Here is a 21,821-nt window from a genome sequence, read left to right on the forward strand (position 1 = left end):
ATATAAATGAGAATATAAAAATAACGTAAATAATAGGGAAAAAGTATGTTTAAAAAGAGCACACTTGCCATTCTGATCGGGGCTACTATTTCGCTTGTTGGATGTGGTTCCAATGATAAAACTGAAATCCGTTTACCACAGGCGCCAACTTCAGAATTTACTAACGTGATTGATCGTACTGGTAATCCAACTTACCTGCGTGATTACGACAGTTATTCGAACCTGAAGTACAACGCACTCACGGACAACGGCGCGTGGCATGGCCATTTGCTACCTGAAGATGCGGCGGGTTATGGCGCTTTTGGCGGTATTATGCAAGTAACGCAAGAGTACGCGCATTTTATGTCTGGCCAAACGTTCGACAAGCTCACGTTGACCGACAAAGTGAGTGGCCAAACTTACGATTTATCGAACGCAGAAGCGAAAGTCTATTCCATTCCAGGTGCGTTAGTGCAGGTGTTGGACTTGGACGATATTCACGTGCAAATGGTACTGCGCTTCGTGACTGATCGTTCTTCGCTGGTGGAAACGCTCATCACTAACAAAACTGATCGTGATATGAACTTGGCGTTGGAGTGGGACGGCGAGTTGGTGAAATACGCGCTGTCGACGCGCAAAGACCAAACCGTGGCGCAGTACTACCCAGATTACAAGCGCCAGATTTCGACCATCGAGAACGGCATTAAAATTAACTTTAGCGAGATGAAAGACAACTGGGCGATTCGTAATGACCGCGATGCCGAGTTCCGCATTACTCGTTCTCTACCGACGAAGACGTTCACCAACGAAACCTCATTCAGTTCTACCGCGGAGATGAGCCTACCAGCTGAGCAAACATCGGCGGTTTATACGGCGTATTCTAACCTGCACAATGCGAAAGAAGTGCAGTCAGAATCGTTGAAATTGCAAGATGTATTGGCGAATCCAACTCAATACATGGAAGCGTCGAAAGCGCGTTGGGACGGCTATTTAGCGAATGGTCTTATCAACAAAGAAGCGACAGCAGACCAAGCTCGCGTAGCGGTAAAAGCGATGGAGACCCTAAACGGTAACTGGCGCTCTGCGGCGGGCGATATTGAACAAGCGACAGTCACGCCATCGGTCACTGCGCGTTGGTTCTCTGGTAACTTAACGTGGCCGTGGGATTCGTGGAAACAAGCGTACGCGATGGCGCATTTCAACCCAGATGTTGCGATGGACAACATTCGCACGGTATTCCAAGAGCAAGTTCAAGCTGATGACAAGATTCGTCCGCAAGACAAAGGCTACTTGCTGGATGTGTTGACGTACACCAAACCTGTTAGTCGTGGTGGTGCTGGCTCTGAAAACTGGAACGAACGCAATACGAAACCTTCGTTGGCGGCATGGTCTGTGATGGAGGTGTATCACGCTCTCGTGAACCAGTTTGATCGCCCAGAAGACGCGCAAAAATTCATTGATGAAATGTATCCGAAGTTGGTGGCATACCACGATTGGTGGCTATCCAACCGCGACCACAACCAAAATGGTGTGCCTGAATACGGCGCGGCAGTGGACCCAGCACACAATACAAAAGAAGGCGTGATGTACGTTTGGGTAGAAACGCGCGATCCTAACTTCACGACCATTATTCCTGCAGAAGACATCATCGAGCAAAACGACAATTCTTATAAAGTAAAAGGCATGGCGTCTTACAATAAGATTCTCGATAAAGTGGATTACATGACGATTCACGTCGGCGCACAAGAAGCGGCGGGCTGGGAATCGGGCATGGATAACGCGGCTCGTTTTGGCTTTATCTACAACATCCACAATATGAATTCGCAAGCTGAAGACATCAGCAATCCAGACAGAAATGTGGATCAACTTGGTCGCTACGCGGCAAGTGCGTACGGCTTTGATAACAGCATCAAGCTGGAAGGCGAAGAGTGGGTGTACAGTAATACGTCAGCGGAAAACTTAGCGAAACTCGATCTTGCGAAGAAAGATTGGGAAGTTCGTTTTGCAGAAAACCGCACCAACAATAACGCTGCGGACGGCGAGCTGCTTGGCTTCTCTATGCTGCAAGAATCGGTGGATCAAGCCTCTTACATGTACTCAGACAACAAATACTTAGCGGAAATGGCGAAGTTGGTGTCCGATGGCGTAGAAGGTAAAGATCGTGCGCAAGAATTCCTTAACGGCGCAGAAAAAATCAAGACGTACATTAACCAATGTATGTTTGATGAAAGCACAGGATTCTTCTACGACATTCACTTAAATGTGGCTAAAGATGGCACTACTCCTGCGCCTCTTGCAAATGGTTGTGCGGGTTTGCCGATTGTAGAGCGTGGACGTGGCCCTGAAGGTTGGTCGCCGCTGTTTAATGGTGCAGCAACGCAAGAGCATGCCGATAAAGTGATCGCGGTGATGCGTGATCAAGACGAGTTCAACACGCCAGATAAATTCCAAGGAACGGGTGTGCCTTTGCCGACCGCATCGCAGACCAACCCTGCTTACGGTAAAGATGTGTACTGGCGTGGTCGTGTATGGCTAGACCAAGTGTACTTTGGCTTCCGTGCGATGGAAAACTACGGCTACAAAGAAGAAGCGATTGCAATGGCGAATGAGTTGTTTAACAACGCAGAAGGTATGACGGGTGACATGCCAATCCGTGAAAACTACAACCCAGAGACGGGCGCGGTACAAGGTGCGTCGAACTTCTCTTGGTCTGCGGCGCATTTGTACATGATGTACAACGGATTCTTCAAAAACTAGATCGCACACATTAAGCGCTTTGGATGACCCCCCTAGCATTCGTAGCGCTTAACGAACGATAATTCAGTGACAAATAAGACAAACCGGACTGTGTTGGCAGTCCGGTTTTTTTATGCCTCTTGTCACACAGATTTTAGTGCTGGGTCAGGGCGTGTTGCCATATCGAAAGCATCTCTTCACTAAACAAGTAAAAGCGCATGTCGAGTGCCGCGTATTCCGGTCTTTGGCAAACGGCCATCGCGACTTCTGCTGCTTCTTGGGGCGGGTAACCATACACTCCGCAAGAAATCGCAGGCAGTGCCACACTTTGGCAATGCTTGTCGAGCGCGAGATCCAGCGAACGTTGATATGCAGATTCCAACACCGCTTTTGGATCGGCGAATTTATCGTAAATCGGGCCAACGGCATGAATGACGTAACGCGCGTTTAAATTGCCAGCCTCAGTAATGCGTGCGTCACCAAACGGGCATCGAATACCGTCGACATCATCAACGGCATAACACGCATTGATAAGCGCAGGCCCTGCTGCGCGATGAATGGCACCATCGACGCCACCTCCGCCGAGCATTCTCGGGTTTGCTGCATTCACGATGGCATCGACATGTGCGGTGGTAATGTCGCCTTGGACTAACGAGATCGCGTTCATTTTTTTGAGCCTTCTACAATGATGAGAAACAAATGGTCAGTAACACAGTTAAGTGTAGCTTACTCATCAATCACTTGAGGTTTTAACTCGACGACATTTCCTTCCGGATCATGAATATAGAGTGAGCGACCGAACCCCTGTGCGCCGTAGCGCTTCGCAAACTCTTCGGTTTCAATGCCGTTCGAACGCAGATATTCCAGTATTTCATTTTCGCAAAAAGGCGCTAGTTGCAGGCAAAAATGGTCAATATTACGACCATTTTGAACTGGTGGCTTTCCGCCAAGTTGCCCTAACTCGCTGTCCACCGTCACCACATCAATCAATGCGTTACCAGCCCTGAGCTGGGTTAAACCAAGCTCCATTACTTCGCGCTCGACAGGGCAGCCCAAAATATCTCGATAGAAATGCAACATGGCGTCGAGGTTGCACGTTCTTAACACGACATGATCAAGGGCTTGGATTGCGATTGGGTTGTTGGTGGGCATGCTTCACTCCTTTTGTGCGGTTATGGAAAAGTATACGACCTGAACGTCCATATTGATCGTTAAGCCATTTTTAACATATGCGCATTTAGTCATAAAGAGTGCGTTTAAGAAGAGAGAAAGAGTTTTTGGCGAAACGCCTTGATGTGCGACCGAGTCAGGCGTTTAGGCTTGTAGCAAATTGGTCACGCGCCCAAGCTCGCAAACATTGATATTCAGCAACAATTAAAAAGGTTTGGATTAGATTAAAATCCATACGATACCTAAATAAAAATAATCACTAGATTCAGTGGGCGTCTCTTTGATTTTTGGGCTAGATGTTCGCCCTAGGCACCCACCTTGAAATAAGCCTCCTTAACGCACTTACGAGCTAAGGAGGCGACAGAGTAGTGGTTCGTTAAAACGAATTATTTAACTACTTTGATTTCAGGCATTTGATACTCACCACTTTGGATTGCATCGTCTGCGCCGTAAAAACGCATGATGGCGTAGAACGGTTTTTCAGGTACTGGCAAGAAGTTTGGATCGTCTGCTCGGCCTTTCTCGTTCGCACTCATGTAAATGGTGTAGTAACCGTCTTTGTCCGCTTTCATGGTTCGGTCGCCACGGCTGTGACGGTTTAGGTCGTTTTTCACCATCAAACGGTTGTCGTTGCCGTAAATAGTAACAGACCAGAATTCGCTGACGTTCGGCGCTTTAAAGCGCATCACGTAATCATGCTTCGAACCATCCAGTTTTTGACCAGTGCTGTCGAAATCTGATTTACGGTAAGACGCTTCGATAGGTGGTAAACCCCACTGACCAAGGTAAGTACCTTCTGCAAAAATATCGCGTGGCGCATCACCCAAGGTATCGCGTGTACCAAGCAACGTACGAGCATCTGTCATTTTAGGTGCAAGTTCGACGAGGTGTTCCATGCCTTTCTTCTCACCAACTTTTGCCAGTTTTAGCTGCTCAGGTGTGAAGTCAGTTTTGCATGGTTCAACGCCGATAGATTGGTATTTGTCCAACCACTGTTTGTCTGCATTGCCCATCGAGCCATCACATAGCACGAAGTTCACGCGTTCAAGCCATGTTGAATTTTTTGGATCTGGATACGTTCTTTGTACTGGTTTTGGCCCGTTCTTACCTAAATATTCCGATAGGGTACGAATGTTCCATTGGTCCATGTAGTTAAGCGCGACTTTTGCGTCTTCGTCATTCACTGCCATGATGCGACCCATCAGCTTCACAAGATTGCTGTCTACGCGAACCACTTCGTCGACAGACGCTGGCACTTCACCTTGCCAATCTTGTGCTGCAAACATGAACTGGCCGCCTTTTGTGCCGCGAGTACGAGAACTGAACGCTGCGTTGGTGTAGTGGCCCATGTCCATTGTGTGCAAGATCCAGTAACGGCCTTCATCCATATCAGGCACGCTCACAATGACAGGTTCTGCAGCAACATCTAACCAGCCCATAAGGTGAAGCGTATCGTTATTAATGGTTGGGTGAGCGGTGTAAGAGTCATCAGCTAGAGCACGAATATTCTGAAAGCGGTTCAGTGGATAGTTGTTTTCTACCGCCGTGTGATAGAAAAACTTGTACGCTTCATCGATAGAGTAGCCGTAGATATAAGCATCTTCTGCAAGATCAACATTGGTGTTAGCCGCAAATACAGAGCTGGCTCCTAGCGCTGATAATCCCAATAGAGTAACGAGTAATTTTTGTTTCATGGCTGGTTTCATCCATTTGTTTGTGAGGATATGTTTCCAGCTAAGCTTAGTCGTTCCCCCGTTTATTACAGAAATGAATTGTGAGTATTTAGTCTATATCAAAAGTGATATGCTTTGAGAAAAGCTAAAGAGATAACGTTGATGAACTTTGATTACAATTTGCTCAAGGTGCTTGCGGTGATTCTTGAAACACGCAACACCACAACGGCTGCGGAGCGTTTGTGCACCAGCCAGCCTGCTGTGAGCCGAAGCTTGCGTAAAATTCGGGATTTGTTTAACGACGACATTTTAGTGCGTAAGGGCACCAATATGGAGCTCACGCCGAAAGCCGAAGAGATCAAAGCGCAGCTTTCTGGGATCATCAATGACATCGACAAGCTAGTGAATGTTTCTCATAGTTTTGATCCCGCGACCGAAAGCAGTGTTCTGCGTGTTGCGATTAACTCGTCCATTGCGCAATGGTTTTCTGCCGCGTTTACTCAGCTGCTAGCCAAAGAAGCGCCGTTTATGAACTTGGTGATCGAAGACTGGACGGAAACCACGCCAGACAAAATCGATGCGGGTGAAATCGCTTTTGGCATCAACTATTTCCCTATGGAATTGCCGAAGCATCTGGTTCAGAAAAAAGGCGGGCGGGACGACTTTGCTCTGGCCTGCAGCGCGACGCATCCGCATGGTGGTAAACGCATGTACTTGGATGACATTTCAGAGTACGCGTACGCGGTTCACATCATCCAACATTGGAATGAAAAAGAAGATCATATCTCGCGCCTATTACAGCCTTTTTCAGTTGTCCCAAGAATTCAACTGCGTACCACGCACATCAACACCATTTTGAATTTGGTTGCGGATAGCGATGTTCTGTTTCCTTGTTCGCGTCACTTGATCAATCAGTTAGATAAGCGTTTTTCTTTTATCGAATTTGATGACGCGCTGCCGAAATTAGAAGGTAACTTCGGTTACGTTTACAGCGTAAAGCGCCGCAATGATCCGTTGATATTGTGGGTTAACAATACCGTTGAATCGTTGATGAAGTCGTTAGGCATTGAGTCGTAACAATAGTTGGTGAAACGGTTTGAACAACCGGGTTCGATAACGTACTGATCCCGGTTGTGTTGCTTGATGCAATTACTCGTATTCAGAAGCGTAAGTTTCTTCATAAGTGTGTGAGTAAAGCTCGAACAGGTTGCCGAATGGGTCTTCTAGGTAGACCATTTTCGCAGGCTTGTTATCGTCTTCTGGGTGGTAACGCATGATGTCCATACGAACTTTACCACCCAACGCTTCAGTGCGCTTGATTGCACCTTCAAAGTCGTCCGTCTGCAAACAGAAATGGAAGATTCCGATGCGAGAAAAATCCACTTCATGGCGTTCTTGACGCTCTTTCATTTCAAATAACTCAAGTCCGATGCCATCGCTTGTCACTAGATGCGCAATGTTGAAGCCTTTAAAGCCCTCACCAAAGACCGCAATACACATTCTGCCAATTGCGGTTTCGCGTTCTTCAATCACTTTCGTGTTGCCCATAACGACTTTTAGACCAAGCGCTTGCGTGTAAAACTCAACCGCTTTATCCATATCTCCGACCATAATACCGACATGATTCATTTTCATTTGTTTGCTCCCAACATGTGTGCTTAAACGTTGTTTTGTTTCGATGTGGGAGAGTATATGGTGTGGTTTTAATTACATGAAATTATCATAAATTATAAAGATAATAATTTTATGTAATCAACATGGGCAAAGTTCGAGTTAATTGGCTAATGCCTCAACAGCTTGCTGTACCGAGGTGAAGTGAATTTTGATGATGCACCTTTGTGCGAGACTAAACTCATGCGACTGGATGAGCGACGTAACTTCCTCGACGGACAGAGTGCGTTTTTCCGGTTGTAAAACGGTGGTGTTCGAATCGTTGTATTGCAACCCGAACGTGTTGCCATTTGAGTCAATTACGTAATCATCTGGCCCCCAAATGAGCGCTTCGCATTCGGAATCAAGATCGGCATGAGAACGCAAATAGATAAGTTCATCGTCGCCATCGAGTTTCAATAAACATGGCCATGTAACCATGGGGCCTCCAGTGTAGTGGCTAAAATTGTTTCAATGTCTAAAAGGGCAAGGTGATCGCTGACTTTCAAGGTGTTGGCCTTAAACCGCAGTCAAAAATTACGTGTGTTGAGCAATAATCGAAAACAGCTCGTCAACCGTTCTTGCCACGTAGTCTGGTTGCACGCTCCAATTCTCTGGCATCGCGCCACTGTACGCTGCTGCAACGGCAATCACCTTACTTTGGCCACCCAACTGCTGTTCGATGTTGCGTGCGAATTGCGTGTCGGCTTCATGGTCACCGATGTACATCAGCTGTCGATTTTCTGCGTGACCAAAAATCGACTCAACGCATTTGATGCCACTGTACGCATCGGGCTTTTGGTGCCCATTCGAGACGTCATCATACCCGACGATGGATTTAAACGGCGCGCTGATGCCGTTGTTGGACAGCACTCGACGAATATTGCTTTGTGAGTTTTGAGAACAAATGCCGTGAGGCAGCTGCGCAAACTCTTTAATAACGCCATCAATGCCTTCAAACAGGGTTACTGGTGTTTGGTTTTTCTCTTGATGCTCTGCCCATAAACCGCCAGCTTGCAGCATTTCATCATGGGACATGCCGTAGCAATCCACGTAGAGCTCTTGCCAGTTTTTCGCCGCGTGGTTTGCGTAGTGATAGTTGGCTTCTGAATGGAGATATTTCGGTAAATTATCGCCAGTTAAATGCGGGGCAACGATGGATAAGATCGCTTTGGTGATGTCGATGTTTTTCGGTACAGAGTTTACGAGTGTCCCATCGTAATCCCACAATATGGCGTCTAATTTCATTCAACGTTCTCGTTGTTATTGATGGTTAAAAACTGGAACCGGGTTGCTGCAAAAATGCTAACTCTTCAGGTGTGCTTTCTCTACCCAAGATGGCGTTGCGATGTGGGTAACGTCCAAACTGGTCGATGATGGCTTTGTGTTTTAGCTCAAAATCGTAGTTATTTTCAAGCCCTGATGCGCGAAACAATTTCTCAGCTTCGACATGAATACGTCGAGATTCGCTGTGCATAAACGGCATGTACAAAAAGCTTAGCTGCTCAGGCACTAATTCTTGATCGTGTCCTAACCGAATTGCTTCTTGAGCCAATGCTAATGCGAGCGGGTCTTGCGCAAACGCTTTTGGGGTGTTGCGATACACATTACGTGAAAACTGGTCGAGGACGATGATTTCGGCCAATCGTCCTTGTGCGCTGTCACGCCAATTAAACAGTTCACAACGAGCGGCTTGCTCTAATACAGAGGTAAATCGCGATGTAATATGTTTGTCCAGTTCAGGGTTGCTTTCAAACCAGTTTTGAGGTGTCAGCTCTTCGAACCAGAACTTGATGATTTGTTGATGCATAACGCTTCCTTTTGTTGTGCCTTAATAGTAAAAAGCCAGAAGCGTGGCTTCTGGCTCTTGGCGTGTTATCGACCGTAAGTCTCTACGATGTAACGTTCAAAATCGTCACACATTTGTTCGTCAGAGATGACGTTGCTTGCCAGTTCTTTACTGCCGTCGACGACTTTAATCGTCGCGTTCAGTGAAGCAACTGGTGCTCGTTCTCGTGTTGCAAGTGAGTCGATTTTTTTCTGCTGCACTTCCCACGCCTGTTCTGGGGATAGATTACACACGTCCGCTAGGTACTTAGCATTGAACCCCTCGCCAGTCAGGCTGAAAATAGTTTCGTTGTGTGACAAATGATTGCCTGCGTGCCAGTAGTGTTTTGCCAGCAGTGGGCCAATTTCTGGGTTATCCGTCAGGTAACCAAACTTCTCATGGAAGTATGCACGGGTCTGGTACACCGCCATGTGCGCGAGTAGGTAACCTTGATACGCACAAGCCGCTTCGTCGGATAGCAAATGTGGAATCGCCATCAGTGGGCGAGGGCTGCATTCCAAACCAAGGATCTGTTTTTCACAATCGCGAGCCAGCTTAGTGATGCGCTCTGGCGTTAACTCGTCATCGCTAAGTTGATATAACGCGCGCTCAAAATATGGCACAACCAAGATGCTACGTTCTTCGTAGGCTTTGAATGGTTGACGACTGTTGATCATCGCTTGAATGATCTCATCAGGAACCGAATTCCCTTCATCATCCAGTGCGTATTGTTTTAGCCAATCGGCATCGGTTAATAGGCTGTCACAGAACATCGACTGAGTTTCTGCATAAGCCATTGAAGTCGGCGCAAACTCCTGCGAGAAACAAGGCGCGTTCATTTTTACGTTCGCAAAGTGTGCTGCGTGGCCACCTTCGTGGAACAGCGTGTTGATACCATCGTAGCCGCTGCCCACTTGGTCTGGTTTGGCATTGCTGGTGAAGTTCACCTGTGCTGCGACCCATTCGCCTTGATTGTAGAAAGAAGGGATAGGGCCGTGGCAGAACCCGTTCGGGTATTTACCTTTGCGGTCTAACAAATCCAGCGTTAGCGTCGCGCCAGAGTAATCAATATTCAGACGACCAAACGATTCTACCCAGCGTCTCAGAGATTTTGAGAACGGCACGTATGGGTCAAGGTCACGCATGACGTCACCCGCGAACGAGTAAACAAAGTTGAAGCCTGTTAGCGCGCTTGCGCCTTTCTCTTTCGCCAAGTTTTCTAAGCTGTTTAGGTGCGCATCTCGCGTGCGTTGTTCGAAATCTTCCAAAATCTCGAATAGCTGCTCAGAGCTCATCTTTTCCGTTTTTTGCACGGAGTAATCAAAGAAGGTCGCATAACCAAGTGAGCGAGCGAACTGGTTGCGCAGTTTGATCAGTTCTATAAAGCCGTTTTGCAGTAGCCATTGTTCAAGGTTCAGCAACGCTTGGTGAGCCGATTGGCGAACTTCTTCATGATTGTTGGTGCGAATGGTTGAGCTCAATACTGGCAGTGAACCTTCCACTTGCTCGCCGTTTTCATCGGTAAACGTTTGTACGTGGTTCTGTTTTTTCTCGAAGAGCTCAGCTTCAAAGGCAATGAGCTGATTTTTCAACGCTTGTGCTTTTTCGCCCTCGATTGCGTGAGATTCAAACATTGCCAGCCAACCAGAAAGACCCGTAATGGTTTGCTGTTTCTCTTGTGGGTCGGTTATTGAGTCCGCGGCTTCAAGCTGTTGTTTGATGGCAGTAATTTGCTCGGCGTTGCTCAAAAAGCTTGTCCATGCGGTTTGTGCTTGCGTCGAGCCATCATGGTCATCGCTGATCCCCATGTAAGTTTCCCAAAAGAAATCTTCTTTGGTGCGGTGAATCGCGAGGTAACGTTGATTGAGGTCGTTGAGATAATCCGTTGCGGTCATTTTGATCCTTCAAATGGTTGGGAGTAGACCCCTAATTATTGCACGCTTGTTGATAATAAAGGAGGGACAAATTAATTTGCTGGTAGTGTACTGCGTAAACGTGATTTTACTATTTGTTTACATTTTAATGAGTTAGCAAGAGTTGTTATGAGTTCGGAGTGCGCAGTGTTAAGACTGGCACGGATTTTACAGTTCATCAGGTAATTAATCTGCGAGGCGCTCTCGATGATCTTTGTCATGTGTAATAATATTTCTATATCGCGGCAGTACATATGGAAACGATATGATAAATAAGACAAAAGTTACGCTATTGGCGCTAGGTACGATTTTGGTTGGATGCTCTTCAGTCACGCCGCCAAGAAATGATGCGGTTGAGAACATTCAACAAAAGTGCTCCGTAATTTTAAGCAGTGATGTTTCAGGTGAACAGCGCTGGCAGACATACAACGGCTTGCTTGTAGAATATGCTGTGCATGGCATTAAAACTCAGGCGCAGTTAGAACGCTTTGAAGCGTTTGTGCAGCGAGTACAAAATGATGAATCTGGACAGTTAGTTACCGAGCTGATTGAAGTCACCGATTGGGGATGCTCAAACGGCAATTATCTTGAAGAGATGGGCTTGTTTATTCAAGAAGTTCAAAAGTAAAAAACCGAGCGTTAAGTCGCTCGGTTTTTCTGTTTATGGAGCGCTTTGTGCGCTGGCCCGTCAGGACGTTTACTCCTCTGGGTACTCGCCCATACCTTGCGTTTTACCTTCCGCTTTCCAATGCTCACCGGGGTCAAATGCTTCATCGCATAAATCTACGGTGTAGCCCATTTCTGTGATTTCCTTCAAAGTGAGATTATCTGCAATTTTTGCGACTTCACCCGATTTATTACGTAATTCCATGTTGTTTCCTCCTCTGTAGGTAGACGAGCGGTATCGATGCACAGTGACGAATGCATCGGTGACCTTTGTTCTAAGTATATAACTCTCAGCTCAAAATGAGGGTTTAATCCATTTTTATCGTGTGGTTAATTGAGTAATGCTTTGAGCTGCTTCAGTTATTTTTAACTGCATCATCGCGACAGTTGGCTATTTGTGATTTATTGAATGATTAAATTGTCAATCTGGAAAATCGAAATGGTTATTCTCGACCACTCCCTAGCACAGCAAATTGTCGATCGAACCATGTCCATCATTGGTCACAACGTAAATGTGATGAACTCAGCAGGCATCATCATTGGCAGTGGCGATCCAAAACGCGTTGGGCAAGTGCATGATGGCGCGGTATTGGCGTTGAATCACGGCGATTCGCTAGAGCTGAATGAGCAGCAATGTTTGACGTTGCAGGGTGTCAAACCCGGAATCAATATGCTGTTGAAATTGCATGGAGACGTGGTCGGTATTGTTGGTGTCACAGGCGAGCCTGAGAAAATCCGAGATTTCGCCAAGCTTGTCAAAATGACTGCTGAACTGACAATCGAGCAAGCCGCGCTGGTGGAAAAATTTCAGTGGGACAGACGTCATCGCGAAGAATTTATTCTGGCTTGGATCAATGGCAAATTGACTGATGAAGAGCTGAAAGATTGGGCGATGCGTCTTTCTATCGATGTGACTCAACCACGGGTGGCAACGGTGATTGAAGTCTCGACGCCGTCCGCTTCAAAAAGCATGAAGAGCGTGCGCAATATTGTTGAGTTGCTTGAATACCCAGAGCGTAACAACCTAGTTGCGATTGTCTCGGTGAATGAAATTGTGGTGTTGAAACCGTGTCATTCCGCCAAGCAGTGGGATAGCCAAGTTGAAAGTGAGCGCATTGATAAGTTGATGTCGCGTTTAAGCGATCACGATTCGCATACGTTTCACATTGCGCTAGGGCAGCTGTTTAATGAGCCTAAAGATGTCGCGTTGTCATACCAAAGCGCGAAGCAGGTATTAGCTATTGGCAAGCAGTTCTACCCAGAGAAACGTAAGTACCTGTTCGATGAACTTCGTTTGCCTGTGCTGTTGGCGCCGTTGGCGGATATTTGGCAAGGTGAACAAATTATTGATGGCGTGAAACGGTTGAAAGAGAAAGACAAATCCGGGCAATTACTGAAAACTCTAGATGCATTGTTTGAATGCAATGGCAATGTGACGGAGTGCTCTAAAATGCTGTTTATTCACCGGAACACACTGCGCTATCGATTAGAAAAAATCACCGAGATAACAGGGTTGCCAACCACCAATTTTGTGGGGTTAGCGGAGCTTTATATTGCGACTCGGCTCTCAAAAATGGCGTGATATTGTGCATTTGCACAATACGAGTCATTTTTTGACCACATCATTTGTCACTCCGCCTAAAGGAATTCGAAAGCAAACGATTAATAATTCATGCGTCCCTACATGTTGAGTGAGCCAACACGGACTCGCTCAGCAAAATAAGAATAAATGGAGTTATCATGAACCTTATATTAATCCTGCTCGGGGTGATCGCATTTATTGTGCTCACGACCACCAAATTCAAATTACATCCCTTTTTAGCGCTGATCATCGCGGCGTTCCTTGCGGCATTTGCTTACGGCTTACCGGCAGATAGCATTGCCAAAACCATTGTTTCTGGCTTTGGCGGCATCCTTGGTTACATTGGCTTGGTTATCGTTTTAGGTACCATCATCGGTGTTATTTTGGAAAAAAGTGGTGCGGCGATCACCATGGCCGATACGGTCATCAAAGTGTTGGGTGAGCGTTTCCCAACATTGACCATGAGCATCATCGGCTACATCGTTTCTGTTCCGGTATTTTGTGATTCAGGCTTTGTCATTCTGAACTCGCTCAAAGAATCACTCGCGAAGCGTTTAAAAACCTCAAGCGTTGCGATGAGTGTGGCGTTGGCTACTGGCCTATACGCGACGCACACGTTTGTGCCGCCAACTCCTGGCCCGATTGCCGCTGCGGGTAACTTAGGCCTGGAATCTAACCTTGGTTTAGTGATTGGTGTGGGTGTGTTTGTTGCAGCGGTAGCGGCGTTAGCGGGTATGTTGTGGGCGAACCGATTCCAACATGTAGAACCAGATGGCATTGAAGCCGCAGATGAAATTCAGCATGACTGGCAAGCACTCAAAGCGTCTTACGGCCAACTGCCAACGGCGAGCCAAGCATTCGCTCCTATTTTTGTTCCAATCTTATTGATCTGTTTTGGCTCTATCGCGAAATTCCCAAGCTTACCGCTAGGCGAAGGTTTTGTGTTTGATGTTCTGACTTTCTTAGGACAGCCACTAACGGCGTTGGTGATTGGCCTGTTCCTTTCTGTTCTCCTACTCAAATCAGACAACAAGATTGAAGAATTTGGCGAGCGAATCAGCCAAGGTATTACGGCGGCTGCGCCTATTCTTTTGATTACCGGTGCGGGTGGTGCATTTGGCGCGGTATTAAAAGCAACGCCGCTAGGTGAATACTTGGGTACGACGTTATCGGCGCTGGGCGTGGGTATTTTCATGCCATTTATCGTTGCGGCTGCGCTAAAATCGGCGCAAGGTTCGTCAACGGTTGCGCTGGTGACCACATCGGCTTTGGTTGCGCCTATGCTTACGCAATTGGGTCTAGATTCAGAAATGGGCCGCGTATTAACGGTGATGGCGATCGGTGCAGGTGCGATGACGGTTTCTCATGCAAACGACAGCTTCTTCTGGGTAGTTTCGCAGTTTAGCCGCATGTCGGTGGGCTTAGCTTACCGCGCGCAAACCATGGCTACGCTCGTTCAAGGTGTCACGGCAATGGCATTGGTGTACATTTTGAGTCTCGTTCTCTTATAAGTCTCTGGAAATACGTATGAAAGTGGTAATTGCACCTGATTCATTTAAAGAAAGCTTAACCGCCAAACAAGTGAGCGAGGCGATCAAAACGGGTCTTGCTCGCGTATGGCATGATGCCGAGTTTGTTACGGTTCCGGTCGCAGACGGAGGCGAAGGCACGGTTCAATCTTTGATAGATGCAACTCAAGGCGAACAAGTCTTCACAACGGTGACCGCGCCATTAGGGAATGATGTTGAAGCGTTTTATGGCATCCTCGGCGACGGCGAAACCGCGGTTATTGAAATGGCGGAGGCCAGTGGGCTACACCTTGTGCCGAGTGACGCTCGCGACCCAAAACTGACCAGCAGCATTGGTACCGGACAGCTGATCAAACACGCGCTAGACAGAGGTATTCAACGCTTAATCATTGGTTTGGGCGGCAGCGCTACCAATGATGGTGGCGTGGGTATGTTGACCGCGTTGGGGGTAGCGTTTCTTGATGAATCTGGTCATGCAATTACCCCAAATGGAGGCGAGTTAGCGGCGCTTGCATCCATCGATATTTCTGGTCTTGACCCGCGCTTAGCTGCTTGCGAAGTGTTGGTAGCGTGCGATGTTGATAACCCACTCTGTGGCGACAAAGGCGCGTCGGCTATCTTTGGCCCGCAAAAGGGAGCGACAGCGTCAGACGTCACTCTGCTCGATAACGCATTGCGCAAGTTTGGCGAGTTGACGGAACAAGCGACGGGTAAGCACGTACTGACTCGTGAAGGGGCGGGTGCTGCTGGTGGTATGGGAGCGGCCTTGCTCGGGTACACGCCAGCACGTTTGCAACCGGGAATTCAGATTGTGCTAGAAACGGTTAAGCTTGCTCAGTATGTTGCGGATGCGGATATCGTATTCACAGGCGAGGGTCGAATCGATCATCAAACCGCACATGGCAAAACGCCGATGGGAGTTGCTCAGGTGGCCAAGCAGTTTGATTTACCAGTTGTTGCATTGGCTGGTTGTGTGGGCGACAACTATCAGGCGGTCTATGAGTGCGGTATTGATGCGGTGTTTGCTTGTGTACCAAGGGCGATGAGCTTATCTGAGGCCATGAAAGAGGCCGACGTCAACGTTGCCAATTTAGCCGAAAACGTCGCGAGAATGTGGCAAATTAAGTCGCAGTGAGGGCGATAACGATACGAGAAAACTCCACCTTTGCGTGGAGTTTTTTGTTGTTACCAGTCTGCGTATGCGGGCATAAGTTCATTTAGCAAGAGCGAGTTAACGAACATGCTTTGCTATCAACTTTGCCAGTGTTTGCATCGCGTGACTCCAATCGGTTTCACTACCAAAGTTTGCCACGCTGAGGCGCACGCAATGTCGATATTGCCCTTGAGTGCCAAATACGGTACCGGGAAGTAGGCTGATTCTGTGTTGATTACACGCTTGATACAACGCATAGCTGTCCGTTTCTTTGGGCAGGCGCAACCAAAGCAAGAACGAACCTTGCACGGCGTTGATCTGGTATCGATTTTTTAGAGATTCGTATTCATCCAAGTATTGATGAAGCATCTGGATAAATCGGCGCATGTTGTTTTGATAAACCCGACCCATTCGCGCAGTATGCGTTCGATACTTACCGGACGTTAGAAACGTTGCCACGGCTGATTGCATTAGGTTCAAACTGCCCATGTTTTCACACAGTAGATATTGCTCAATTTGATCTCGATATCGCCCCGCTAACATCCAACCAATTCTCAAACGCGAATCGAGCGTTTTGGATAACGAATTCACGTAAATTACGCGTTGCTTGTCATCGAGCAACCTCAAGCTTGGCAAAGGCTTGTTATAACTTAACCCGCCAAACACATCGTCTTCGATAATAGGAATATTGCCAGACGCCAATAGCAATTGCCGGCGCTTTTCTAGCGGCATCATGGCACCAGTTGGGTTGGTGAAGTTTGGCGTTACGATGATCGCTTTTATGTCCCATGTCGCTATTGCTTTTGCTAAGGCTTCGGGGCACATACCGTCGCGCGGGCAACTCGGAATTTCCACCGCTTTGAGGCCGAGTGATTCGAGCATCAATAAGTTGCCAAAATAGCAAGGGGACTCCACCGCGACAATATCGCCTTTTTGTGTCGTTGCGCGCAGCGCTAGGCTAATTGCTTGCTGCGCGCCGTGCGTCACCATGATCTCATCCAACTTGGTTGGCGTGCCCAAATCTTGTGTGATTTTCGCCAGTTGTTTGATTAAGAGGTGATCACCGGGTGGCAATTGGTAATGGCTCGGTACATGCGTTTGCTGGCGGCTGTGGCGGCCAATCTCGGCGTACAAGCTTTTGATCGCGGGGGAGTCAATGTTTGGGTGGGCAGAGCCTGCGGGCAAACGCTCTTGGTATTCAGGGTACGTGAGGATTTCTTTGCAGATCGAGAGCAAATCCACGCGAGTCGGATCCGGAATTGAGCGAGAGGTCGGCAAGGCGATTTTTACTCGATAACCCGACTTGGGAACCGAGTACACCAAGTTTTGCGCTTCCAGCTCTTGATACGCACGAATCACGGTGTTTTTGCTGACGCTTAATTCTTGGCTCAATGAGCGAATGGAGGGCAGTCGATCATCCACTTGGTAAACGCCACCATTGATGGCTTGTTTAAGGTGCTTTTCCACCACGAGGTACTTATTCCCTTCACCGCTTTCCAATAAATCTGTACCCATAAAAACACTTCCATCTGTCACTTTTTGAAAACACTGTACCTAATTACATTAACAGTATCTCAAAACATAAAACAAGCGTGAGTGAGGCGATCATGTTAATCCGAGCCATCCCTTTTGTATTTGTCATCCTTTGGGCTTCTGGATTTGTTGGTGCGCGTTTTGGTTTGCAGTATGCCGAGCCAGCGACACTACTTTCTATCCGTATGGCATTCAATGTCTTACTGTTTTTGGTTCTTGTGGCGGTATTGCGTAGAAGGTTGCCGACAGGAAGCGATTTCTGGCACAGCTGTGTGGTGGGTGTGTTGATCCATGGCTTCTATTTAGGCGGCACTTATTTCGCTATTGATTTGGGTATGCCTGCCGGGCTGAGTTCGTTGTTGGTGGGCATTCAGCCGATTTTAACCGCGGCTTTGCTGGTGGTGTTTGTTCGTGAGGAATTTAAACCCTCGCAATGGCTGGGTTTGGCTCTAGGCTTTGTCGGCATCGCTATGGTGCTGATGGGAAACATGGAGTGGCAGTCTGAGCAACATAAGTTCTTAGCCATTGGAGTCTGTTTACTGTCTTTGGTTGGTATAACGTTAGGGACGCTGTATCAGAAAAAACATTGCCAACAGGTGGATATGGTTGGTGGTGCGACGGTGCAATATTTGGCCGCACTCATCATGTTTCTGCCTGTTGCGATGCAGTTTGAAACCATGCAAGTTCAGTGGGAACTGGAGTTTATTTTGACCGTGCTGTGGTTGGTCGTCGTGCTCTCTTGTGTGGCCATCCTGCTGCTGCTGTACATGGTGAGAAATGGCGCGTCTTCGAGTGTGGCGTCTGTGTTTTACCTCGTGCCGCCAACAACCGCGATTCAAGCTTGGCTCGCGTTTGGTGAGTCGTTTGATTGGATGGGCATTTCTGGTTTTGTATTAGCGGCCACGGCGGTCTATCTAGTGGTTAAAAAGCCAGAGCTGACGATAAAAAAATCGGTTCAAACAGAATATACCTAAATTGGGTAGGGACATTCACGTGCCAGTGAGTACAATTCTGCTTCATCTTAATCCGTGGAGCAGAGTGATGACGTTAAAGCCAGATCGAATGACCGCGATGCGTAATATCATCGAGCAAGTAAAAGCTGAGCTACCGATTTACGAACCGGAAACCTTTGTGTGTGGGCCGGAGGGGCAGTGCATCGGTTGTCCAAAGAAATTATTAGAAATGGTCGATTCAGAGGTTACTTATTGGGAGTCGGCAATGGAGCGGGGTGTGATTCCGCAGTTTGATGAGATCCGTCGTTTCGGGAAGATGTGCACTAACGTACGTCGCGGACTTGTTCGTAATAACGTTCCACTACTCGGGTAATCTACTTCAGTAAATAAGTGATTGATAAATAAAGTCCTAAAATTGACACATAAATGTGTGCGTTTGCATAGTAACTTGGCGAGCGGTCTCAACTTTGGCCCATGACTCTTGTTTGTCATCTACTAGGGCTTTAAACGTTTTAAATCAGCGATATATTGGCAAGGTCTCACATGGATGTGAGGCAAACGACCATTCATTCTGCTGAGATAAAAAAGTGAGATTAAAGGGATTTACGCTGATGGAAATCACCATAGTGCTCGCCACTTTGGCTTTCATCGCTTTGGCTGCGTTGCCAACACTACTCCACATTCATCGCCAAGCCTATGCGTCGATGTTACACAGTTCCAATTCGTCATTGGGTACCGCGCTTAAATTTTTTAACGCCCGAGTGGCGATAGACAATACCGCCGAGCAAAACCAAGTCCACTATATTGATAGGAACGTAAAAACCTTAAGCGGTATGCCAGAAGCGAGCGCCAATAGCATTGGCGCGTTATTAGAAATCGATTTGCCGCAGAGTGGCGTGTCCAAAATTGATGTTCCCTGCAAAGGCAGTGACTTTTGTATTATTGGTCAGCAACACCCAAATAGTACCCACTTTGTGTCTATTCCCGATTATCAATTTGTCGACCAGTCAGGTCTTGATCGGGTGGTGTACATTTGGCCGCAAGGGTATACCTTGGCAGAAGAGGCATGCTATTTCTATTATGTAAATCAAGCATCCACAGAGTCTATCGTCCGAGGGCACGTTACTGAGGGTTGTTAGGCGCGCTTAACATCATCTTCTGACTCATCAACACTTCGCCATTGGGGAGAGTGACTTCTCCTAGTTCACCACGGTGCTCAAATCCAAATCGTTCATACAACGCTATCGCGGCAAGGTTGTCCTTATAAACATTAAGTACAATGGTGTCGTAACCATATTCCCAGGCACTTTTAAGTGCGACAGACAATAGCTGCTTACCTAGCCCTTTTCCTCTGAATGTTCTATCGATATGAATACCTAAAATGCCTGTGCTAGTGAGTTGACCGCCTTCATAACCGCACAGTTCGGCAGGAAAAATCTCTACACTACCAATCAGAACGTGATTGTCCAAAGCAACAAATTGAGGAATCGATTCAAGTTCTACGCGACGTAAAATATTGGTCAGGGTGTCTTTATCTGGAGCCGGACTGCGCAGGTATTTACCTTCGGCATAGACTCGGTTCCACAGTTCGGTAAAGCGCTCGATATCGCTTACCTGGATGGGTCTGATTTGCATTCATCTTCCTTGATTAGTGCAGGTTATGGTTAAGGTACGAGTTCAGATAAACAGCGAATTTGGTTCGGAATGGGATCGGCTGGCGCACTGGCTCCTGTTGGATTAAACCAAATCGTATTTACGCCAGCTTGCATTGCAGGGTAAATGTCTTTATGAGGCAAGTCGCCAACCATGGTTAACTCACTCACGTTAACCCTTAGCTGTTTTGCGATAGCAAGATAAAACTCAGATTGGTTTTTAGCGATGCTGAGATTGGCAAAACAAAAGTAGCCATTTAAGTACTGGTCTAAGTCGACGCGGACGAATGCACGCTGAACCTCTTCCATGTTGGAATCAGATGCACTGGTCGCGATGTAAATAGCATGATTTTGGGAAAGTGTTGCCAGTGTTTCTTTGGCTAGAGGAATCGTTTCTACGTGTTCCCAATCGCACATTTTTCCTTGTGCGTGAGGGAAATCCACCATTAAGGTGTTCCCCCAATCGAAAAGATAAATCATGTTCGAATCTCCTTTATCCGCACATCATATCGTCTTTTCTAAAATCAGGGGATAAATTGCATCGATAAATGCGATTTAGGTGGCTTTAGTCGTGAAAAGCGCTTAATTGTCGTTATCGTTACAAATGTTTCAGCATAATGCGTGAGTTAGTTTTAAAACCTTGCTTGTCGTAAAACCGCTGTGCTGGTTGATTGAATTCCATCACTTCTAATCGAACTTGTGTAGCATTGGCATCGCGCGCCCATTGCTCACAGACCTCAAGCAGTTGGCGACCGATGCCCTGCAGCTTCTGCTCCTCATCGACAACAATCGTTCCTACTCGACAAATTGGATCTTTGATCAGAAAGCTGACGGTTTCATTCTGAGTGATCATCGCGGTTAAAAAGCCGACTACCTCCTTTTCATGTTCTGCGACTAAAAACAAGCGTTCATCATTCTCGAGAGCCTGAGTGAGGAACGCTCGGTCGTCTTCCGAAGGCGCTACAAAAGCTTCAGGCGCGTTGGCAAAATGCAGTGCGTTAATTTGTAGGTTTAATTCAAAAATTGCATCCAAATCGTCAGGAGTTGCTTGTCGAATGTTGACTTCCATTTTACTTACCGCCCGAAAGATCGATAAAAGAGCCTGTAACATAAGAAGCTTCATCACTGAGTAGCCAAGCGATCGCATTCGCCACTTCTTCTACCGTACCGCCCCGTTTTAGTGGAATTTGAGGGCTGAGCCTATCCACTCGGTTTGGTTCTCCACCATCGGCGTGCATATCGGTGTAAATGAAACCAGGTCGAACGCCATTGACGCGAATATTTCGGTCTGCCAATTCAAGCGATAGCCCTTTGGTTAAGGTATCCATTGCGCCTTTTGATGTGGCGTAATCGACATATTCAAATGGCGCGCCTGAGCGTGATGCCCCGGAAGAAACGTTCACAATTGCGCCACCAGTACTGAATCGCTTCGCCGCTTCTCTACAACAGAGAAAGCAGCTATTCACATTAGTGTTCATTACTTTCTGAAAGCGTTCTAAGCTGATTTCCGCCAACGGTGACTGAGTAAATAGAATGCCAACGTTGTTGACCAAATGGGTGACTGAGCCTAGTGCGTTTTCTGTTGCATCGAAAAGGTTGAGCACTTGTTGCTCGTCAGATACATCTGCTTGAACGGCGATCGCTTTTCCGCCATTTGCTTGTATGTCTCTGACCACTTGGTGAGCTGCTTCACTTTGCGCACGGTAATTAACACACACGGCATAGCCTTGCTCGGCCAGTTTTTTCGCCGTTGCGGCTCCAATGCCTCGGCTTGCGCCAGTAACGATGACTACTTTATTCAAAA

Annotated in this window: 23 protein-coding genes; 9 read left to right on the forward strand and 14 right to left on the reverse strand. The window is 47.2% G+C overall.

The annotated features are described in order from the left end of the window. The first annotated feature begins 45 nt into the window (after nucleotides 1-45). Nucleotides 46-2,736 (forward strand): alpha-glucosidase, encoded by a 2,691-nt coding sequence (gene ygjK, locus NDJ01_RS04970; RefSeq protein WP_258586367.1) that lies wholly within the window; start codon nucleotides 46-48, stop codon nucleotides 2,734-2,736. A 133-nt stretch (nucleotides 2,737-2,869) separates the two neighbouring features. On the opposite strand, the gene NDJ01_RS04975 is transcribed toward ygjK, so the two are convergent. From NDJ01_RS04975 to NDJ01_RS04985, 3 genes are all read right to left on the reverse strand, one after another. Then, nucleotides 2,870-3,382: an O-acetyl-ADP-ribose deacetylase gene (locus NDJ01_RS04975; RefSeq protein ID WP_199804139.1), complete on the reverse strand. Its 513-nt coding sequence runs from the start codon at nucleotides 3,380-3,382 to the stop codon at nucleotides 2,870-2,872. A gap of 59 nt (nucleotides 3,383-3,441) precedes the next feature. Next, nucleotides 3,442-3,867, reverse strand: a complete 426-nt coding sequence (locus tag NDJ01_RS04980; RefSeq protein WP_005497761.1) for a VOC family protein — start codon at nucleotides 3,865-3,867, stop codon at nucleotides 3,442-3,444. A gap of 404 nt (nucleotides 3,868-4,271) precedes the next feature. After that, nucleotides 4,272-5,579 carry a DUF1254 domain-containing protein gene (locus NDJ01_RS04985; RefSeq protein WP_258586368.1) on the reverse strand — a complete coding sequence of 436 codons (1,308 nt, stop codon included), beginning with the start codon at nucleotides 5,577-5,579 and terminating at the stop codon, nucleotides 4,272-4,274. Nucleotides 5,580-5,720: 141 nt separating this feature from the next. Between NDJ01_RS04985 and NDJ01_RS04990 the strand changes: the two genes are divergently transcribed. Then, complete coding sequence (locus tag NDJ01_RS04990; RefSeq protein WP_180765796.1) at nucleotides 5,721-6,635, forward strand: LysR family transcriptional regulator; 915 nt, start codon at nucleotides 5,721-5,723, stop codon at nucleotides 6,633-6,635. Nucleotides 6,636-6,707: 72 nt separating this feature from the next. Here the strand turns inward: NDJ01_RS04990 and NDJ01_RS04995 are convergent, their stop codons facing one another. The 5 genes from NDJ01_RS04995 to NDJ01_RS05015 all read right to left on the reverse strand — a co-directional run bounded on the left by NDJ01_RS04995 (nucleotide 6,708) and on the right by NDJ01_RS05015 (nucleotide 10,931). Next, on the reverse strand, nucleotides 6,708-7,193 hold the full coding sequence (locus NDJ01_RS04995; RefSeq protein WP_005391929.1) for a VOC family protein: 486 nt from the start codon (nucleotides 7,191-7,193) through the stop codon (nucleotides 6,708-6,710). Between the two features lie 138 nt (nucleotides 7,194-7,331). Further along, nucleotides 7,332-7,649 carry a DUF4144 domain-containing protein gene (locus NDJ01_RS05000; RefSeq protein ID WP_031381607.1) on the reverse strand — a complete coding sequence of 106 codons (318 nt, stop codon included), beginning with the start codon at nucleotides 7,647-7,649 and terminating at the stop codon, nucleotides 7,332-7,334. A gap of 96 nt (nucleotides 7,650-7,745) precedes the next feature. Then, the gene (locus NDJ01_RS05005; protein WP_258586369.1) at nucleotides 7,746-8,456 is read right to left on the reverse strand and encodes an HAD family hydrolase; all 711 of its coding nucleotides are present in this window, start codon (nucleotides 8,454-8,456) and stop codon (nucleotides 7,746-7,748) included. 25 nt (nucleotides 8,457-8,481) lie between these two features. After that, the gene (locus tag NDJ01_RS05010) at nucleotides 8,482-9,018 is read right to left on the reverse strand and encodes a DUF924 family protein (protein WP_258586370.1); all 537 of its coding nucleotides are present in this window, start codon (nucleotides 9,016-9,018) and stop codon (nucleotides 8,482-8,484) included. A 65-nt stretch (nucleotides 9,019-9,083) separates the two neighbouring features. Continuing rightward, nucleotides 9,084-10,931 carry a M3 family metallopeptidase gene (locus tag NDJ01_RS05015; protein ID WP_145534121.1) on the reverse strand — a complete coding sequence of 616 codons (1,848 nt, stop codon included), beginning with the start codon at nucleotides 10,929-10,931 and terminating at the stop codon, nucleotides 9,084-9,086. 283 nt (nucleotides 10,932-11,214) lie between these two features. Here NDJ01_RS05015 and NDJ01_RS05020 point away from each other — a divergent pair, with 283 nt between their 5' ends. Next, the gene (locus NDJ01_RS05020; RefSeq protein WP_047009761.1) at nucleotides 11,215-11,577 is read left to right on the forward strand and encodes a hypothetical protein; all 363 of its coding nucleotides are present in this window, start codon (nucleotides 11,215-11,217) and stop codon (nucleotides 11,575-11,577) included. A gap of 69 nt (nucleotides 11,578-11,646) precedes the next feature. Here NDJ01_RS05020 and NDJ01_RS05025 read toward each other — a convergent pair whose 3' ends face one another. Continuing rightward, nucleotides 11,647-11,820, reverse strand: coding sequence for a hypothetical protein (locus NDJ01_RS05025; RefSeq protein ID WP_005391896.1), 174 nt, complete (start codon nucleotides 11,818-11,820; stop codon nucleotides 11,647-11,649). Between the two features lie 234 nt (nucleotides 11,821-12,054). Here NDJ01_RS05025 and NDJ01_RS05030 point away from each other — a divergent pair, with 234 nt between their 5' ends. The 3 genes from NDJ01_RS05030 to NDJ01_RS05040 all read left to right on the forward strand — a co-directional run bounded on the left by NDJ01_RS05030 (nucleotide 12,055) and on the right by NDJ01_RS05040 (nucleotide 15,861). Beyond that, nucleotides 12,055-13,197: a sugar diacid recognition domain-containing protein gene (locus NDJ01_RS05030; protein ID WP_017447025.1), complete on the forward strand. Its 1,143-nt coding sequence runs from the start codon at nucleotides 12,055-12,057 to the stop codon at nucleotides 13,195-13,197. A 158-nt stretch (nucleotides 13,198-13,355) separates the two neighbouring features. Then, entirely contained in the window at nucleotides 13,356-14,708 is a 1,353-nt protein-coding gene (locus NDJ01_RS05035) for a GntP family permease (RefSeq protein WP_258586371.1), read from the forward strand. A 16-nt stretch (nucleotides 14,709-14,724) separates the two neighbouring features. Next, nucleotides 14,725-15,861: a glycerate kinase gene (locus NDJ01_RS05040; RefSeq protein ID WP_258586372.1), complete on the forward strand. Its 1,137-nt coding sequence runs from the start codon at nucleotides 14,725-14,727 to the stop codon at nucleotides 15,859-15,861. Between the two features lie 96 nt (nucleotides 15,862-15,957). Here the strand turns inward: NDJ01_RS05040 and NDJ01_RS05045 are convergent, their stop codons facing one another. Next, complete coding sequence (locus tag NDJ01_RS05045) at nucleotides 15,958-17,394, reverse strand: PLP-dependent aminotransferase family protein (RefSeq protein WP_258586373.1); 1,437 nt, start codon at nucleotides 17,392-17,394, stop codon at nucleotides 15,958-15,960. A gap of 92 nt (nucleotides 17,395-17,486) precedes the next feature. On the opposite strand from NDJ01_RS05045, the gene NDJ01_RS05050 reads away from it, so the two are divergent. The 3 genes from NDJ01_RS05050 (at nucleotide 17,487) to NDJ01_RS05060 (ending at nucleotide 19,504) form a co-directional block, all read left to right on the forward strand. Then, complete coding sequence (locus NDJ01_RS05050) at nucleotides 17,487-18,386, forward strand: DMT family transporter (protein ID WP_248380509.1); 900 nt, start codon at nucleotides 17,487-17,489, stop codon at nucleotides 18,384-18,386. 67 nt (nucleotides 18,387-18,453) lie between these two features. Beyond that, nucleotides 18,454-18,738 carry a hypothetical protein gene (locus NDJ01_RS05055; RefSeq protein WP_047009765.1) on the forward strand — a complete coding sequence of 95 codons (285 nt, stop codon included), beginning with the start codon at nucleotides 18,454-18,456 and terminating at the stop codon, nucleotides 18,736-18,738. A gap of 238 nt (nucleotides 18,739-18,976) precedes the next feature. Further along, complete coding sequence (locus tag NDJ01_RS05060) at nucleotides 18,977-19,504, forward strand: hypothetical protein (protein WP_258586374.1); 528 nt, start codon at nucleotides 18,977-18,979, stop codon at nucleotides 19,502-19,504. On the opposite strand, the gene NDJ01_RS05065 is transcribed toward NDJ01_RS05060, so the two are convergent. The 4 genes from NDJ01_RS05065 to NDJ01_RS05080 all read right to left on the reverse strand — a co-directional run bounded on the left by NDJ01_RS05065 (nucleotide 19,488) and on the right by NDJ01_RS05080 (nucleotide 21,819). Next, nucleotides 19,488-20,000: a GNAT family N-acetyltransferase gene (locus NDJ01_RS05065; protein WP_258586375.1), complete on the reverse strand. Its 513-nt coding sequence runs from the start codon at nucleotides 19,998-20,000 to the stop codon at nucleotides 19,488-19,490. The two genes, NDJ01_RS05060 and NDJ01_RS05065, sit on opposite strands and share 17 nt — an antisense overlap. A gap of 29 nt (nucleotides 20,001-20,029) precedes the next feature. Further along, nucleotides 20,030-20,497 (reverse strand): HAD family hydrolase, encoded by a 468-nt coding sequence (locus tag NDJ01_RS05070; protein ID WP_258586376.1) that lies wholly within the window; start codon nucleotides 20,495-20,497, stop codon nucleotides 20,030-20,032. A 118-nt stretch (nucleotides 20,498-20,615) separates the two neighbouring features. Beyond that, entirely contained in the window at nucleotides 20,616-21,086 is a 471-nt protein-coding gene (locus NDJ01_RS05075; protein ID WP_258586377.1) for a GNAT family N-acetyltransferase, read from the reverse strand. Between the two features lies 1 nt (nucleotide 21,087). After that, nucleotides 21,088-21,819 carry a glucose 1-dehydrogenase gene (locus tag NDJ01_RS05080; protein ID WP_006740993.1) on the reverse strand — a complete coding sequence of 244 codons (732 nt, stop codon included), beginning with the start codon at nucleotides 21,817-21,819 and terminating at the stop codon, nucleotides 21,088-21,090. Between the last annotated feature and the right edge of the window lie 2 nt (nucleotides 21,820-21,821).

This window comes from Vibrio sp. HS-50-1, assembly GCF_024747315.1.
Classification (GTDB): Bacteria; Pseudomonadota; Gammaproteobacteria; order Enterobacterales; family Vibrionaceae; genus Vibrio; species Vibrio diabolicus.